The 16,649-nt window shown below is 70.7% G+C and carries 15 protein-coding genes; 12 read left to right on the forward strand and 3 right to left on the reverse strand.

The window, feature by feature from the left end; all coding sequences use genetic code 11:
- Positions 1-72 precede the first annotated feature (72 nt).
- The 12 genes from uvrC (at position 73) to ACZ601_RS12635 (ending at position 13,211) form a co-directional block, all read left to right on the forward strand.
- Positions 73-2,166, forward strand: a complete 2,094-nt coding sequence (gene uvrC, locus ACZ601_RS12580; protein WP_469536350.1) for an excinuclease ABC subunit UvrC — start codon at positions 73-75, stop codon at positions 2,164-2,166.
- Positions 2,163-3,164 carry an RNase adapter RapZ gene (rapZ, locus tag ACZ601_RS12585; protein WP_469536351.1) on the forward strand — a complete coding sequence of 334 codons (1,002 nt, stop codon included), beginning with the start codon at positions 2,163-2,165 and terminating at the stop codon, positions 3,162-3,164. Before uvrC ends, rapZ begins: the two co-directional genes overlap by 4 nt.
- Positions 3,161-4,195 carry a gluconeogenesis factor YvcK family protein gene (locus tag ACZ601_RS12590; protein WP_469536354.1) on the forward strand — a complete coding sequence of 345 codons (1,035 nt, stop codon included), beginning with the start codon at positions 3,161-3,163 and terminating at the stop codon, positions 4,193-4,195. The genes rapZ and ACZ601_RS12590 overlap by 4 nt, the downstream gene beginning before the upstream one ends.
- Positions 4,186-5,175 carry a DNA-binding protein WhiA gene (gene whiA / locus ACZ601_RS12595; RefSeq protein ID WP_024494235.1) on the forward strand — a complete coding sequence of 330 codons (990 nt, stop codon included), beginning with the start codon at positions 4,186-4,188 and terminating at the stop codon, positions 5,173-5,175. Before ACZ601_RS12590 ends, whiA begins: the two co-directional genes overlap by 10 nt.
- A 260-nt stretch (positions 5,176-5,435) precedes the next feature.
- Entirely contained in the window at positions 5,436-6,446 is a 1,011-nt protein-coding gene (gene gap, locus ACZ601_RS12600; RefSeq protein ID WP_390090689.1) for a type I glyceraldehyde-3-phosphate dehydrogenase, read from the forward strand.
- A gap of 108 nt (positions 6,447-6,554) precedes the next feature.
- The gene (locus ACZ601_RS12605; RefSeq protein ID WP_469536358.1) at positions 6,555-7,766 is read left to right on the forward strand and encodes a phosphoglycerate kinase; all 1,212 of its coding nucleotides are present in this window, start codon (positions 6,555-6,557) and stop codon (positions 7,764-7,766) included.
- A 6-nt stretch (positions 7,767-7,772) separates the two neighbouring features.
- Entirely contained in the window at positions 7,773-8,549 is a 777-nt protein-coding gene (gene tpiA / locus ACZ601_RS12610) for a triose-phosphate isomerase (RefSeq protein WP_469536361.1), read from the forward strand.
- Positions 8,550-8,675: 126 nt separating this feature from the next.
- Positions 8,676-8,912, forward strand: a complete 237-nt coding sequence (secG, locus tag ACZ601_RS12615; RefSeq protein WP_311306347.1) for a preprotein translocase subunit SecG — start codon at positions 8,676-8,678, stop codon at positions 8,910-8,912.
- Positions 8,913-9,020: 108 nt separating this feature from the next.
- On the forward strand, positions 9,021-9,356 hold the full coding sequence (locus tag ACZ601_RS12620; RefSeq protein WP_440575035.1) for an RNA polymerase-binding protein RbpA: 336 nt from the start codon (positions 9,021-9,023) through the stop codon (positions 9,354-9,356).
- 150 nt (positions 9,357-9,506) lie between these two features.
- On the forward strand, positions 9,507-11,159 hold the full coding sequence (pgi, locus tag ACZ601_RS12625; RefSeq protein ID WP_469536364.1) for a glucose-6-phosphate isomerase: 1,653 nt from the start codon (positions 9,507-9,509) through the stop codon (positions 11,157-11,159).
- 4 nt (positions 11,160-11,163) lie between these two features.
- Positions 11,164-11,667, forward strand: a complete 504-nt coding sequence (locus ACZ601_RS12630; protein ID WP_469536367.1) for a PH domain-containing protein — start codon at positions 11,164-11,166, stop codon at positions 11,665-11,667.
- Entirely contained in the window at positions 11,664-13,211 is a 1,548-nt protein-coding gene (locus tag ACZ601_RS12635; RefSeq protein WP_469536370.1) for a PH domain-containing protein, read from the forward strand. Before ACZ601_RS12630 ends, ACZ601_RS12635 begins: the two co-directional genes overlap by 4 nt.
- 103 nt (positions 13,212-13,314) lie before the next feature.
- On the opposite strand, the gene pgl is transcribed toward ACZ601_RS12635, so the two are convergent.
- Genes pgl through zwf form a run of 3 tightly spaced genes read right to left on the reverse strand, consistent with a single transcriptional unit; the run spans position 13,315 to position 16,645 of the window.
- Positions 13,315-14,100 carry a 6-phosphogluconolactonase gene (gene pgl, locus ACZ601_RS12640; RefSeq protein ID WP_469536372.1) on the reverse strand — a complete coding sequence of 262 codons (786 nt, stop codon included), beginning with the start codon at positions 14,098-14,100 and terminating at the stop codon, positions 13,315-13,317.
- Complete coding sequence (gene opcA, locus ACZ601_RS12645) at positions 14,097-15,116, reverse strand: glucose-6-phosphate dehydrogenase assembly protein OpcA (RefSeq protein WP_469536374.1); 1,020 nt, start codon at positions 15,114-15,116, stop codon at positions 14,097-14,099. Before opcA ends, pgl begins: the two co-directional genes overlap by 4 nt.
- Entirely contained in the window at positions 15,113-16,645 is a 1,533-nt protein-coding gene (zwf, locus tag ACZ601_RS12650; protein ID WP_440575041.1) for a glucose-6-phosphate dehydrogenase, read from the reverse strand. The genes opcA and zwf overlap by 4 nt, the downstream gene beginning before the upstream one ends.
- Positions 16,646-16,649: the final 4 nt, after the last annotated feature.

A 16,649-nucleotide genomic window follows, 5' to 3' on the forward strand; every position in this document is an offset into this window, starting at 1 on the left:
ACCCGTGTCCCGGAGCCCGGCGCCACCCGTGCGCACGCCGCGTTGTCACCGCCCGCAAGTAGGGTGGGAGACATGGCAGACCCCTCCAGCTACCGCCCCAAGCCGGGACAGATCCCCGACTCCCCGGGGGTCTACAAATTCCGCGACGAACACCGCCGGGTGATCTACGTCGGGAAGGCGAAGAACCTGCGCCAGCGCCTGGCCAACTACTTCCAGGACCTGGCGGGCCTCCATCCGCGTACGCGCACGATGGTGACCACCGCCGCGTCCGTGGAGTGGACCGTCGTCTCCACGGAGGTGGAGGCGCTCCAGCTGGAGTACTCCTGGATCAAGGAGTACGACCCCAGGTTCAACGTCAAGTACCGCGACGACAAGAGCTATCCGTACCTCGCCGTCACGCTCAACGAGGAGTTCCCGCGCGTGCAGGTGATGCGCGGGGCGAAGAAGAAGGGCGTGCGCTACTTCGGTCCGTACGGCCACGCCTGGGCGATCCGCGAGACGGTCGACCTGATGCTGCGGGTCTTCCCCGTCCGCACCTGCTCCGCCGGCGTCTTCAAGAACGCCGCCAGGACCGGCCGCCCCTGCCTCCTCGGCTACATCGGCAAGTGCTCGGCCCCCTGCGTCGGCCGGGTCACCCCCGAGGAGCACCGCGAACTGGCCGACGATTTCTGCGACTTCATGGCCGGCCGCACCGGCGCCTACATCCGCCGCCTGGAGAAGGACATGACGGCGGCGGCGGAGGAGATGGAGTACGAGCGGGCGGCCCGGCTCCGGGACGACGCGGAGGCGCTCAAGCGCGCGATGGAGAAGAGCGCCGTCGTGCTCGCCGACGCCACCGACGCCGACCTCATCGCGGTCGCGGAGGACGAGCTGGAGGCCGCCGTCCAGATCTTCCACGTCCGGGGCGGCCGGGTGCGCGGCCAGCGCGGCTGGGTCACCGACAAGGTGGAGAACGTCGACACCTCCGGGCTCGTCGAGCACGCGCTCCAGCAGCTGTACGGCGAGGAGGCCGGGGACGCGGTCCCCAAGGAGGTCCTCGTCCCGGCCCTCCCCGAGGACCCGGACGCGGTCTCCCAGTGGCTGGCGGAGCGCCGGGGCTCCCAGGTCAGCCTGCGCATCCCGCAGCGCGGCGACAAGAAGGACCTGATGGCCACGGTCCAGCGCAACGCCCAGCAGGCCCTGGGGCTGCACAAGACCAAGCGCGCCTCCGACCTGACCACCCGCTCCCGGGCCCTGGAGGAGATCTCCGAGGCCCTCGGCCTGGACACGGCCCCGCTGCGCATCGAGTGCTTCGACATCTCCCACCTCCAGGGCGACGACGTGGTGGCGTCGATGGTGGTCTTCGAGGACGGACTGGCCCGCAAGGGCGAGTACCGCCGCTTCCAGATCAAGAGCTTCGAGGGACAGGACGACGTCCGCTCGATGCACGAGGTGATCGGCCGGCGCTTCCGCCGCTACCTGCACGAGAAGGAGCACACGGGGGAGTGGGAGGAGCCCCCCGCGCAGACGCCCGAACAGCCGTCCGGGCCCGCCCCCGCCCCCGCGCCCACCGGCCCCGTTCCCACCGCCCCCGTTCCCACCGGCCCCGCGCCCACCGGGCCCGTCCCGGATTCCTCGGCCGAGCCCCGCGAGGACGACGGCCGGCCCAAGCGGTTCGCCTACCCGCCGCAGCTCCTCGTGGTCGACGGCGGCCAGCCCCAGGTCGCCGCGGCCAAGCGGGCGCTCGACGAGCTGGGGATCGACGACATCGCGGTCTGCGGCCTCGCCAAGCGCCTCGAAGAGGTCTGGCTGCCCGACGACGACGACCCGGTGGTGCTGCCCCGCTCCAGCGAGGGCCTCTACCTCCTCCAGCGCATCCGCGACGAGGCGCACCGGTTCGCCATCACCTACCAGCGCGCCAAACGGGCCAAGCGGGTCCGCTCCAGCCCCCTGGACGACGTGGCCGGGCTCGGCGACACCCGGAAGCAGGCGCTGATCAAGCATTTCGGCTCCGTGAAGAAGCTGCGGCAGGCGACAATCGACGAGATCTGCGAGGTTCCGGGGATAGGCCGCAGAACGGCGGAGTCAGTGGCCGTCGCGCTCGCCTCGACCACCCCGGCCGCGCCCGCCGTGAACACGGCCACAGGAGAGATCATCGAAGAGGACGACGGGGGCAGTACGACATGACTGAGCGCGAACACGAACAAGGGCACGACCGCGCAGACCGAGCAGACGGAGCAGGACACGTGAGTACGGGCACCCCGGCGGGCACCTCGGCGGGCACCTCGGCGGGCACCCCGGCCGAGACGGCCGACAGCGCCGCCGCCATCCCCGAGCTGGTGATCATCTCCGGCATGTCGGGCGCCGGGCGCAGCACCGCGGCCAAGTGCCTGGAGGACCTCGGCTGGTTCGTCGTGGACAACCTGCCGCCCGCGCTGATCCCCACCATGGTGGAGCTCGGCGCCAGGTCCCAGGGCAACGTCGCCCGGATCGCCGTGGTCGTGGACGTGCGCGGCCGCCGCTTCTTCGACAACCTCCGGGAGTCCCTCGCGGACCTGGAGGCCAAGGGCGTCACCCGGCGGATCGTCTTCCTGGAGTCCTCCGACGACGCCCTGGTCCGCCGCTTCGAGTCGGTCCGCCGCCCGCACCCCCTCCAGGGCGACGGCCGCATCGTCGACGGCATCGCCGCGGAGCGCGACCTGCTGCGCGAGCTGCGCGGCGACGCCGACCTGGTGATCGACACCTCCAGCCTCAACGTGCACGAGCTGCGCGCCAAGATGGACGCCCAGTTCGCCGGTGACGAGGAGCCGGAGCTCCGGGCCACGGTGATGTCCTTCGGCTACAAGTACGGGCTCCCGGTCGACGCCGACCTCGTGGTGGACTGCCGGTTCCTGCCCAATCCGCACTGGGTCCCCGAGCTGCGCCCCTTCACCGGGCTCAACGAGGAGGTCTCCGCGTACGTCTTCGACCAGCCGGGCGCCAAGGAGTTCCTCAACCAGTACACGGAGCTGCTCCAGCTCATCGCCGCCGGATACCGCCGCGAGGGCAAGCGGTACGTGACCATCGCCGTGGGCTGCACGGGCGGCAAGCACCGCTCGGTGGCCATGTCGGAGAAGCTGGCGGCCCGGCTCGCCACCGAGGGGATCGAGACCGTGCTCGTCCACCGGGACATGGGGCGCGAGTGACCAGTCGCAATCTGCGTCTGCGCCGGCTGAGCAGGGCCACCTCCGCGCTGTCCGGCCGCAAGCGCGGCGCACAGCCCAAGGTCGTCGCGCTCGGCGGCGGCATGGGGCTGTCCGCCTCGCTGGCCGCGCTGCGGCGGATCACCGGTGATCTGACCGCCGTGGTCACCGTCGCGGACGACGGCGGCTCCAGCGGCCGGCTCCGCGAGGAGCTGGGCGTCCTGCCGCCGGGCGACCTGCGCAAGGCGCTGGCCGCCCTGTGCGGCGACGACGACTGGGGCCAGACCTGGGCCCAGGTCATCCAGCACCGCTTCCAGTCCAAGGGCGATCTGCACGAGCACGCCGTCGGCAATCTGCTGATCGTCGCCCTGTGGGAGCAGCTCGGTGACCACGTCCAGGCCCTGGACCTGGTCGGCAGGCTCCTCGGGGCGCACGGCCGGGTGCTCCCGATGTCCGCCGTGCCGCTGGAGCTCCAGGCGCTCGTACGGGGACACGACCCGGAGCGCCCGGACGAGGTGGACACGGTCCGGGGCCAGGCCACCGTGGCGCTGACCCCGGGCGAGGTGCAGTCCGTGCACGTCGTCCCGGCCGACCCGCCGGCCGTCCCGGAAGCCGTCGCGGCGGTCCTGGACGCGGACTGGGTGGTGCTCGGCCCGGGGTCCTGGTTCTCCTCCGTCATCCCCCATCTGCTCGTCCCCGATCTGCTGGACGCGCTGATCGAAACGAAGGCCCGGAAGGTCCTCTCGCTGAACCTCGCGCCGCAACCCGGTGAAACAGATGGCTTCTCTCCGCAGCGTCATTTGGAGGTTTTGGGACGACACGCCCCTAAACTCGCCTTGGACGTGGTGCTGGCCGACCAGGCCGCCGTGCCCGACCGCGAGTCCCTCGCCGATGCCGCAAAACGGCTCGGTGCCGCGGTCGAGCTGGCGCCGGTGGCCTCACCCGACGGCGTTCCGATTCATGATCCGGAGCTGTTGGCCGCCGCGTACGACCGTATTTTTCGGATGCATGGAAGGATCGGCCCATGGCGATGACGCCAGCGGTGAAGGACGAAATCTCTCGGCTTCCCGTAACCCGGACCTGCTGCAGGAAGGCAGAGGTCTCGGCGATTCTTCGGTTCGCGGGTGGGCTGCACCTGGTGAGCGGCCGGATTGTGATCGAGGCGGAGCTGGACACCGCGATGGCGGCGCGCCGGCTGAAGCGGGACATCCTCGAAATCTTCGGGCACAGCTCGGAGCTGATCGTGATGGCCCCCGGCGGGCTGCGGCGCGGCTCCCGCTACGTCGTACGCGTGGTGGCGGGCGGCGACCAGCTGGCCCGGCAGACGGGTCTGGTGGACGGCCGCGGCCGTCCCATCCGCGGCCTTCCCCCGCAGGTGGTCTCGGGGGCCACCTGCGATGCGGAGGCCGCCTGGCGCGGGGCGTTCCTGGCACACGGCTCGCTCACCGAGCCCGGTCGCTCCTCGTCACTGGAGGTGACCTGCCCGGGGCCGGAGGCGGCCCTCGCGCTGGTCGGCGCCGCCCGCCGGCTCTCCATCGCGGCCAAGGCCCGCGAGGTGCGCGGCGTGGACCGGGTCGTCGTCCGCGACGGCGACGCGATCGGCGCCCTGCTCACCCGGCTCGGCGCCCATGAGTCGGTGCTGGCCTGGGAGGAGCGGCGGATGCGGCGCGAGGTCCGCGCCACCGCCAACCGCCTCGCCAACTTCGACGACGCGAACCTGCGCCGCTCGGCCAGGGCCGCCGTGGCCGCGGGGGCCCGGGTGGGACGCGCCCTGGAGATCCTGGGCGAGGAGGTGCCGGAGCACCTCGCGGCGGCCGGACGGCTGCGCATGGAGCACAAGCAGGCCTCCCTGGAGGAGCTGGGCGCGCTGGCCGATCCGCCGCTGACCAAGGACGCCGTCGCGGGCCGCATCCGCCGGCTCCTCGCGATGGCCGACAAGCGGGCCCAGGACCTGGGCATCCCGAGCACGGAGTCCACCCTCAGTGAAGAGCTGGCCGACGGGCTGGTCGGCTGATCAGGGCGTGTCCCCCGTCGGGCGGCGCGGGAACGCGCCACGGTCCCGGGGACGTTGACACCGCGTAATCGTCGCAGCGGACCGGGCCGGACAACCGGAGGCCCGTACTCCTACCGAGGAGTACGGGTCTTCGTGGTTCTTCCGGCCCTGCTCGATGTCACCCCGGCCGCCTCGGAGAGGTAGGGTCGTAGGCGGTCGGGGACATCCCATACACACTCGCCGGCGTCTAAAACCGGCGTCCCTAACGAGGAGATCGGTTCGTGACGATCCGCGTAGGCATCAACGGCTTTGGCCGCATCGGTCGTAACTACTTCCGCGCGCTGCTGGAGCAGGGTGCGGACATCGAGATCGTGGCTGTCAACGACCTGGGTGACACTGCGACCACGGCTCACCTGCTGAAGTACGACACCATTCTGGGTCGGCTCAAGGCAGAGGTCAGCCACACCGCCGACACCATCACCGTCGACGGTCACACCATCAAGGTGCTCTCGGAGCGCAACCCGGCGGACATCCCCTGGGGTGAGCTGGGCGTCGACATCGTCATCGAGTCGACCGGCATCTTCACCAAGAAGGCCGACGCCGCCAAGCACATCGCGGGCGGCGCGAAGAAGGTCCTCATCTCGGCTCCGGCCAAGGACGAGGACATCACCATCGTGATGGGCGTCAACCAGGACAAGTACGACGCGGCCAACCACCACGTCATCTCCAACGCGTCCTGCACCACCAACTGTGTGGCGCCGATGGCCAAGGTTCTCGACGAGAACTTCGGCATCGTCAAGGGCCTGATGACGACGGTCCACGCGTACACGAACGACCAGCGGATCCTGGACTTCCCGCACTCGGACCTGCGTCGCGCCCGCGCCGCCGCCGAGAACATCATCCCCACCACGACCGGCGCCGCCAAGGCGACCGCTCTGGTCCTCCCGCAGCTCAAGGGCAAGCTCGACGGCATCGCGATGCGTGTCCCGGTCCCGACCGGTTCCGCCACCGACCTGGTCGTGACCCTGCAGCGCGAGGTCACCAAGGACGAGGTCAACGCCGCGTTCAAGAAGGCGTCCGACGACGGCGACCTCAAGGGCTTCCTGACGTACACCGAGGACCCGATCGTGTCCTCCGACATCGTCAGTGACCCGTCGTCCTGCACCTTCGACTCCTCCCTGACCATGGTCCAGGAGGGCAACACGGTGAAGATCCTCGGCTGGTACGACAACGAGTGGGGCTACTCCAACCGCCTCGTCGACCTGACCGTCTTCGTCGGCAGCCAGCTCTGACCCTCGAATCGGCAGGCACCTCGATGTGAGCACGGGGCTCGAACAGCGCAACGAAGCGCCGTTCGAGCCCCGTTGCATGCTCTCTCGTCCTTCCAAGGAGTGCAGAAGATGAAGACGATCGACGAACTTCTCGCCGAAGGGGTCACCGGCAAGCGCGTATTCGTCCGCGCCGACCTCAACGTGCCGCTCAGCGGCACCACCATCACCGACGACGGCCGCATCCGCGCCGTCCAGCCGACCGTGGAGAAGCTGGCCGCCGCCGGTGCCCGGGTCGTCGTCGCCTCGCACCTGGGCCGCCCCAAGGGCGCCCCGGACCCGGCGTTCTCGCTGGCGCCCGCGGCCACCCGGCTCGGTGAGCTGCTCGGGACCGGCGTGGCGTTCGCGACCGACACGGTCGGTGAGTCCGCCCGCGCCACGGTCGCCGCCCTCACCGACGGCAAGGTCGCCGTCATCGAGAACCTCCGCTTCAACCCCGGCGAGACGTCGAAGGACGACGCCGAGCGCGGCGCGTTCGCCGACCAGCTGGCCGAGCTCGCCGACGTGTACGTGGGTGACGGCTTCGGCGCCGTGCACCGCAAGCACGCCTCGGTCTTCGACCTCCCGGCGCGGCTCCCGCACTACGCGGGCTACCTCATTGCCACCGAGGTCGGCGTTTTGAAGAAGCTCACCGACGACGTCCAGCGGCCGTACGCGGTCGTCCTCGGCGGCGCCAAGGTCTCCGACAAGCTCGGCGTCATCGACCACCTGCTGGAGCGGGCCGACCGCATCCTCATCGGCGGCGGTATGGCGTACACCTTCCTCAAGGCCCAGGGCCACGAGGTCGGCAGCTCGCTGCTGCAGGAGGACCAGATCCCGGTGGTGCTGGAGTACCTCAAGCGCGCCGAGGAGAAGGGCGTGGAGTTCGTGCTCCCCGTCGACGTCGTGGTCGCCCCGGCGTTCCCCGACCTCAAGACCAAGGCCCCGGCCCAGGCCAGCACCGTCGCCGCCGACGCCATGCCGGCCGGTCAGATGGGTCTGGACAACGGTCCGGAGACCAACCAGCTCTACGCATCGAAGCTCGCCGACGCGGCCACCGTCTTCTGGAACGGTCCCATGGGCGTCTTCGAGCACCCCGATTTCGCCGAGGGCACCCGGGCGGTCGCCCAGGCCCTCGTCGACTCGTCCGGCTTCAGCGTGGTCGGCGGTGGCGACTCCGCCGCGGCCGTCCGCATCCTGGGCTTCGACGAGAACGCGTTCGGACACATCTCGACCGGTGGCGGCGCCAGCCTCGAATACCTTGAGGGCAAGACGCTTCCCGGCCTCGCCGCACTGGAGGACTGACCTTTCATGACCACCCGCACCCCGCTGATGGCGGGCAACTGGAAGATGAACCTCAACCACCTTGAGGCCATCGCGCACGTCCAGAAGCTCTCCTTCGCCCTGGCCGACAAGGACTACGACGCCGTCGAGGTCGCCGTCCTGCCGCCCTTCACCGACCTGCGCTCCGTGCAGACGCTGGTCGACGGCGACAAGTTGAAGATCAAGTACGGCGCCCAGGACATCTCGGCGCACGACTCCGGCGCGTACACCGGTGAGATCTCCGGTCCCATGCTCGCCAAGCTGAAGTGCACCTACGTCGCCGTGGGCCACAGCGAGCGCCGCCAGTACCACGCGGAGACCGACGAGGTCTGCAACGCCAAGGTGAAGGCCGCGTACAAGCACGGACTGACCCCGATCCTCTGCGTCGGCGAGGGCCTGGACATCCGCAAGGCCGGTGACCAGGTCTCCTACACGCTCGCCCAGCTCGACGGCGCGCTCAAGGACGTCCCGGCCGAGCAGGCCGAGTCCATCGTGATCGCCTACGAGCCGGTCTGGGCCATCGGCACCGGCGAGGTCGCCACCCCGGACGACGCGCAGGAGGTCTGCGGTGCGATCCGCGGCCGCCTCGCGGAGCTGTACTCGCAGGAGCTGGCCGACGCGGTCCGTATCCAGTACGGCGGCTCGGTCAAGTCCGGCAACGTCGCCGCGATCATGGCGCAGCCCGATGTGGACGGCGCGCTGATCGGCGGCGCCGCACTGGACGCCGACGAGTTCGTCAAGATCGTCCGCTTCCGCGAGCAGTGAGTATGCGGTAGCGCGGATCCGTCGTACCCTTGCGGGGGCCGAGGAGGCTGAGCCTCCCGGCCCCCGTTGTTCGCATAGCAGTCTTCGTATAGCAGTCCAGGAATTTCCGGAAAGTAGGGACCAGCCGTGATTTTGGCGTTCGAGATCGCCCTGATCGTCTTCAGCCTGCTGATGATGCTGCTGGTGCTGATGCACAAGGGAAAGGGCGGCGGTCTCTCCGACATGTTCGGTGGCGGCATGCAGTCGTCCGTCGGTGGCTCCTCGGTCGCCGAGCGCAACCTCGACCGGATCACCGTCGTGGTCGGTCTTGCCTGGTTCGCATGCATTGTGGTGCTTGGTCTGCTCATCAAGCTGGACAGCTGACCCGTCGTACGTGATTCCTGTGAGGGTGTAACTCCTTTCACTGGACGCGCGTTGGGCCTTACGTAGACTGGGGCATCTTCGAGCACCATCACGCAGGGAGTTACGACCGTGGCAAGTGGCAACGCGATCCGGGGAAGCCGGGTCGGAGCGGGGCCGATGGGGGAGGCCGAGCGCGGCGAGTCCGCGCCACGGGCCCGCATCTCCTTCTGGTGCTCCAACGGGCACGAGACGCAGCCGAGCTTCGCCCATGACGCGCAACTACCGGAGACCTGGGACTGCCCGCGCTGTGGTTTCCCGGCCGGCCAGGACCGCGACAGCCCGCCGGACCCGCCGCGCACCGAGCCGTACAAGACGCACCTCGCGTACGTGCGCGAGCGGCGCAGCGACGAGGACGGCGAGGCGATCCTCGCCGAGGCCCTCGCGAAACTCCGCGGCGAGATCTGATGGTTCACCGGCCGGACACCCCACGGGTGTCCGGCCGGAATGCTTCCGCCGTGCCGCAGCCCGCCGCCGTCCCGTCCTCCCCTCTGATCAATTAGGTTGGAGGGGCAGCGGGGAACTGCGGTGACGAGGAGAAATGGGCTGATGTCCGGGATGAACGCACAAAGCCGAACCAGGCTCAACCAGACGCCGGAATGGACCGCGCTGGGAAAGCACCGTGAGCAGCTCGGGGCGACCCACCTGCGCGAACTGTTCGCGGACGATCCGGAGCGCGGCACCGGATACACACTGCGGGTCGGTGACCTGTACATCGACTACTCCAAGCAGCTCGTCACCGACGAGACGCTCCGGCTGCTGCGCGAGCTCGCCGGAGCCACCGGAGTGGCTGCCCTGCGGGACGCCATGTTCCGCGGCGACAAGATCAACACCACCGAGGACCGCGCCGTCCTGCACACCGCGCTGCGCGCCCCGCGGGGCGCCGTGATCGAGGTCGACGGCGAGAACGTGGTGCCGGCCGTGCACGCGGTGCTCGACAAGATGGCCGCCTTCTCGGAGCGCGTCAGGTCGGGCGAGTGGACCGGTCACACCGGCAAGCCGATCAAGAACATCGTCAACATCGGCATCGGCGGCTCCGACCTCGGCCCCGCGATGGCGTACGAGGCGCTGCGCTCCTTCACGGACCGCTCGCTCACCTTCCGCTTCGTCTCCAACGTCGACGGCGCCGACCTCCACGAGGCCCTGCACGGCCTCGACCCGGCCGAGACGCTGTTCATCATCGCGTCGAAGACCTTCACCACGATCGAGACGATCACCAACGCCACCTCCGCCCGCGACTGGCTGCTGACCGGCCTGAGGGCCGGTCAGGACGCGGTGGCCAAGCACTTCGTGGCGCTCTCGACCAACGGCGAGAAGGTCGCGGACTTCGGTATCGACACCGCGAACATGTTCGAGTTCTGGGACTGGGTCGGCGGCCGCTACTCGTACGACTCCGCCATCGGCCTCTCGCTGATGATCGCCATCGGCCCGGACCGGTTCCGCGAGATGCTCGACGGTTTCCACCTCGTCGACGAGCACTTCCGCACCGCCCCCGCCGAGGAGAACGCCCCGCTCCTGATGGGCCTGCTGGGAGTCTGGTACGGCAACTTCCACGACGCCCAGTCGCACGCGGTCCTGCCCTACAGCCACTACCTGTCCAAGTTCACCGCGTACCTCCAGCAGCTCGACATGGAGTCCAACGGCAAGTCGGTGGACCGGGGCGGCAATCCGGTGGACTGGCAGACCGGACCGGTCGTCTGGGGCACCCCCGGCACCAACGGTCAGCACGCCTACTACCAGCTGATCCACCAGGGCACGAAGCTGATCCCGGCGGACTTCATCGGCTTCTCCGAGCCGGTCGACGGACTGCTGCCGGGACTGGTGGCCCAGCACGACCTGCTGATGGCCAACTTCTTCGCCCAGACCCAGGCGCTCGCCTTCGGCAAGACGCCGGACGAGGTGCGCGCCGAGGGAGTCCCCGAGGAGCTGGTGCCGCACAAGACGTTCCGGGGCAACCACCCGACGACGACGATCCTCGCCGACCGGCTGACGCCTTCGGTGCTCGGCCAGCTGATCGCGCTGTACGAGCACAAGGTCTTCGTCCAGGGCGCCGTCTGGAACATCGACTCCTTCGACCAGTGGGGCGTCGAGCTCGGCAAGGTCCTCGCCAAGAAGATCGAGCCGGTGCTGACGGAGGGCAAGGGCGCCGAGCAGCTGGACAGCTCGACCGCCGCGCTCGTCGCCGCCTACCGCGAGCGCAGGGGGCGCTGAGCCCATGCCCAGGGGGGAGGGGACGGTACGGCTGCGGCCGCCGGTCCACACGCTGGACCCGCGGGTCGTCGGCTGGTGGCGGACCCGGTGGCTGCTGCTGACCGCCGGTCCGGTGGTGGTCCTGGCCGTGCTGGGCGTGTTCCTCACGTCCGCCCGGTTCTGGCTGCTGCTCTGCGCCGCGGTCCTGGCGGTCCTCGGCGCCGGCTGCGCCGTCCTGCTCCCCCTCTGGTGGTTCCGCACCCACCGCTGGGAGGTCACCGACGAGGCGGTGTACGTCCGTACGGGGGCACTGTGGCAGGAGTGGCGGATCGCACCGATGTCCCGGATCCAGACCGTGGACACCGTGCGTGGCCCCCTCGAACAGCTCTACCGGCTCGCCACGGTCACCGTCACCACCGCCTCCGCCAAGGGCGCGGTCCGGATCGAGGGCCTCGACCACGAGCTGGCCGCCGAACTCGCGGAACGGCTGACCCGGATCACCCAGGACACCCCCGGCGACGCCACATGAGCACGGCGGGCACGAAGGGCGCGGCGGACACAGCCGCCCCCGCCCCCGACGGCTGGCGGCGGCTCGACCGGCGGGCGGTCCTGCTCGCCGCCCTCCTCACCGCGGGCGTGGCCGCGGGCGCCGCCGTACCGACCACACTCGGGCTCTCCGGACGGCTGGGATACGGCCCCGCCATCGCCTGGGTGCTGACGGGCGCCGCCCTCCTGATCGCCTTCGGCGCGGGCACCGACTACGTGCGGTGGCGCCGCACCCGCTACCGGGTGGGCGCCGACCGCGTCGAACTCCACACCGGTCTGCTGCTGGTCAAGAAGCGCTCGCTGGCCCGGACACGCATCCGCAGCGTCGACCTCACCGCCCACCCGCTGCAACGGGTCCTCGGGCTCGTGACGGTCCGCATCGGCACCGGCGAGCACACCGGCGGCGAGTCGACCCTTGAGCTCGACCCGGTCCTGCGGGCCGAGGGCGAACGGCTGCGCCGCGCCCTGCTGGAGCGGGGCCTCACCGCCGTCTCCGGCAGCCATACCGAGGGCAAGCTCGTCACCCTCGACCCCCGCTGGATCCGCTACGCACCCGTCTCCTTCGTCGCACCCGCGCTCGGCGGCGCGGCGGCCGGTGCCGTGTTGCAGGTCAGCGACTGGTTCGGTGCGCAGGGCGAGGTGATCGAGTGGGTCGGTGACCGCTACCGGGACACCTCGCTGCTCTCCGTGATCGTGCTCCTCGCCGCCGCCGGGGTCCTCGCCGGGGTCGTCGGCGCACTGGGCCTCTGGGTCGAGATGTGGTGGAACTACCGCCTCGAACGCGAGCCCGGCGGCACCCTGCGCATCCGGCGCGGACTGCTCACCTCCCGGTCCGTGACCATCGAGGAGGCCCGGCTGCGCGGGGTCGACCTCGTCGAGCCGCTCGGCGTCCGGCTGCTGGGCGCCGCCCGGCTCGACGCCATCACCACCGGGCTGGCCAAGGACGAAGAGGAACGGCACGGCGACCACAACACACTGCTGCCCGCCGCGCCCCGGCCGGTCGCCGACACCGTGGCCGCCGCCGTGCTGCGTGAGACCACCTCCCCGACCGGCGCCGCGCTGACCAGGCACCCCACCGCCGCCAGGGGCCGGCGGCTGCGCCGGGTGCTGTGGGCGGTGCTGGCCCCGGTCCTCCTCCTCGCGCTCCTCGGCGCCCTGCTGACACCCGTCCTACTGTGGATCGCGCTCGGCTGCGCGGTGGTGGGGCTGCCCGTCGGGGTGGCGCTGGCCCGGATCGCCTACCGGGGTCTCGGGCACGCCCTCAGCGGGGAGTACCTGGTGACCCGCTCCGGTGCCCTGCGCCGCTCCACCGCGGCGCTGGAACGGGCCGGGGTGATCGGCTGGACGGTGCGCCAGACGTACTTCCAGCGACGGGCCGGGCTGCTGAACGTCACCGCCACGACGGCCGCCGGGGCGGGTGCGTACACGGTGTACGACGCGGATGTGGCCGAGGGCCTGGAGTTTGCGTCCGAGGCGGTCCAGGGGCTGCTGGAACCCTTCCTGGAGCGGGTCCCGGCGGGGGAGTGAGCCGACGCGTCCTCTGTACGGCGGGACGCGTCCTCCGTACGGTGCAGGCCCGGCCCGCTCCGAGGAGCGGGCCGGGCCTGCGTGTCGTGCCACCGCGTACCGCTCAGGCGGAGGCCGGCGGGTAGAGGGCGCGCGGCAGCTGGGATGCCGCCGCCGCGTCCAGCAGCCACAGTGTGCGGCCGCGTCCGTACGCGCCCGCCGCCGGGGCCTGGATCTCCCCGGCGCCGGACAGGGCGATGGCCGCGGCCTCCGCCTTGTCCTCGCCCGCCGCGAGCAGCCACACCTCGCGGGCCGCCCGGATGGCGGGCAGCGTGAGCGTGACCCGCACGGGCGGCGGCTTGGGCGCCCCGTGCACACCGACGACGGTGCGCTCGGTCTCCCGTACCGCGGGCAGCTCGGGGAAGAGCGAGGCGACATGCGTGTCCGGGCCGACGCCCAGCATCAGCACGTCGAACACCGGCACCGGACCGTGGTCCTCCGGACCGGCCGCCGCCGCCAGCTCGGCGGCGTACGCGGCAGCCGCGGCCTCGACGTCCCCGCCGTACGGACCGTCGGAGGCGGGCATCGCGTGCACCCGGGACGGGTCCAGCTCCACCGAGTCCAGCAGCGCCTTACGGGCCTGCGTGACGTTGCGCTCCGGATCGCCCTCCGGTAGGAACCGCTCGTCGCCCCACCACAGGTCGAGCCGCGACCAGTCGACCGCGTCCCGGGCGGGCGCCCCGGCGAGCGCGGCCAGCAGGCCGTTGCCGTTGCGTCCGCCGGTGAGCACCACGGAGGCGTGACCGCGTGCGGCCTGGGCGTCCACGATCTTCGTGATCAGCCGGGCCGCCGCGGCCTGCGCCATCAGCTCCTTGTCGCGGTGCACGACGAGCTGGGGGACGACGGTCACTTGGCCGCCGCCTTCTTCGCCGGTGCGGCCTTCTTCGCGGCAGCGGGTGGATCGGACGGTGCGGCCTTCTTCGCCGTGACCGGCTCCGCCGCCTTTTCGAGGCGCTCCACGCCGAACTTCACCGTGGACTCGTAGATGTTGTCCGGGTCGAGACGCCGCAGCTCCTCTGCGAGGAGTTCCGCCGTCTCCCGGCGCTTGAGCGCCACCGCGCGGTCGGGCTGGCCCACCATGCAGAGCGTGGCGAGCGAGCCGTCGGCCCGGTCCAGGACGATGTCGCCGCTCTTCGTCGTCATCCGGACGGCCGTCAGGCCGGGGCCGCCGGACGTGGTGCGCTGCACCGGCACCCCGAGCCGGTCCGCCAGCCACATGGCCAGCAGTTCACAGCTCGGGTTGTCGGACTCGCCCTCGACCGTGGCGGAGATGACCTCCGCCGGCTGCTGGTCGAGCGCCGCCGCCAGCATCGAGCGCCAGGGCGTGATGCGGGTCCAGGCCAGGTCCGTGTCGCCGGGCTGGTACGAGGCCGCGCGCACCGCCAGCTCGTCGATCGGGCGCTCGGCCGAGTAGGTGTCGGTGATGCGCCGCTGGGCGAGGGCGCCCAGTGCGTCCTTCGTCGGGTCCGCGGGGGCGTCCTGGGGCCACCACAGCACCACCGGGGCGTCCGGCAGCAGCAGCGGCAGGACGACCGACTGGGCGTGGTTGGCCAGCTCACCGTGCAGACGCAGCACGACGGTCTCGCCGGAGCCCGAGTCGGAACCGACCCGGATCTCGGCGTCGAGCCGCGCGTCGCGGCGGGCGCGCGGCGAACGGCTGACCCGCTTGATCACGGCGATGATCCGCGAGGGGTGCTCCCGCGAGGAGTCGCTCGCCGCCTTCAGCGCGTCGTAGGCGTTCTCCTCGTCGGTGACGATGACGAGGGTGAGCACCATCCCGATGGCCGGGGCGCCGACCGCGCGGCGGGCCGACACCAGGGCCTGGTTGATCTTGCTGGACGTGGTTTCCGTGAGATCGATCTTCATGGCCGCCGCCAGCTCCGTCCGTCTCGTGCGAGCATGTCGTCCGCCTCGGACGGGCCCCAGGTTCCGGCCGGGTACTGTGCCGGCTTGCCGTGCTTGTCCCAGTACTCCTCGATCGGGTCGAGGATGTTCCAGGAGAGCTCGACCTCCTGGTGGCGCGGGAAGAGGTTGGCGTCACCGAGCAGGACATCGAGGATGAGCCGCTCGTACGCCTCCGGGCTGGACTCGGTGAAGGACTCGCCGTAGGCGAAGTCCATCGTGACGTCCCGTACCTCCATCGAGGTGCCGGGCACCTTCGAGCCGAACCGCACCGTCACTCCCTCGTCCGGCTGGACCCGGATGACCAGGGCGTTGCCGCCCAGCTCCTCCGTGGCGCCGGACTCGAAGGGCAGGTACGGGGCGCGCTTGAAGACGACCGCGATCTCCGTGACCCGGCGGCCGAGCCGCTTTCCGGTACGGAGGTAGAACGGCACGCCCGCCCAGCGGCGGTTGTTGATCGTCAGCTTGACCGCGGCGAAGGTGTCGGTCTTCGACTTGGGGTCGATGCCCTCTTCCTCCAGGTAGCCGGGCACCTCCTGGCCGCCCTGCCACGCGTGCGTGTACTGGCCGCGCACCGTGTGCTTGCCGAGGTCCTCCGGCAGTTCCACCGCCGTGAGCACCTTGAGCTTCTCCGCGACCAGGGCCTTGGGGTGGAAGGAGCCGGGCTCCTCCATCGCGGTCAGCGCCAGCAGCTGGAGCAGGTGGTTCTGGATGACGTCACGGGCGGCGCCGATGCCGTCGTAGTAGCCGGCCCGGCCGCCGATGCCGATGTCCTCGGCCATCGTGATCTGGACGTGGTCGACGTACGACCTGTTCCAGATCGGCTCCCACATCGTGTTGGCGAAGCGCAGCGCCAGGATGTTCTGGACCGTCTCCTTGCCGAGGTAGTGGTCGATCCGGAAGACCTCGTTCGGCGGGAAGACGTCGTGCACGAGCTGGTTGAGCTCCTGCGCGCTCTTCAGGTCGTGGCCGAAGGGCTTCTCGATGACGGCCCGGCGCCAGGAACCCTCGCTCTGGTCGGCGAGCCCGTGCTTCTTGAGCTGCTGGACGACCTTGGGGAAGAACTTCGGCGGCACGGACAGGTAGAAGGCGAAGTTGCCGCCCGTTCCCTGTGCCTTGTCGAGCTCCTCGATCGTGGCCCTGAGGGTCTCGAAGGCGACGTCGTCGTCGAAGTTGCCCTGCACGAAGCGCATGCCCTGGCTGAGCTGCTGCCAGACCTCCTCGCGGAAGGGCGTGCGGGAATGCTCCTTGACTGCGTCGTGGACGACCTGGGCGAAGTCCTCGTCCTCCCAGTCGCGGCGCGCGAAACCGATGAGCGAGAAGCCCGGCGGCAGCAGGCCGCGGTTGGCCAGGTCGTAGATGGCGGGCATCAGCTTTTTACGGGACAAATCGCCCGTGACGCCAAAGATGACCAGGCCCGACGGCCCCGCGATGCGCGGGAGCCGTCGGTCCTGGGCGTCACGGAGCGGGTTGGCTCCGGGAACACCAGACAAAGTG

Source organism: Streptomyces sp. NPDC104307 (assembly GCF_055584045.1).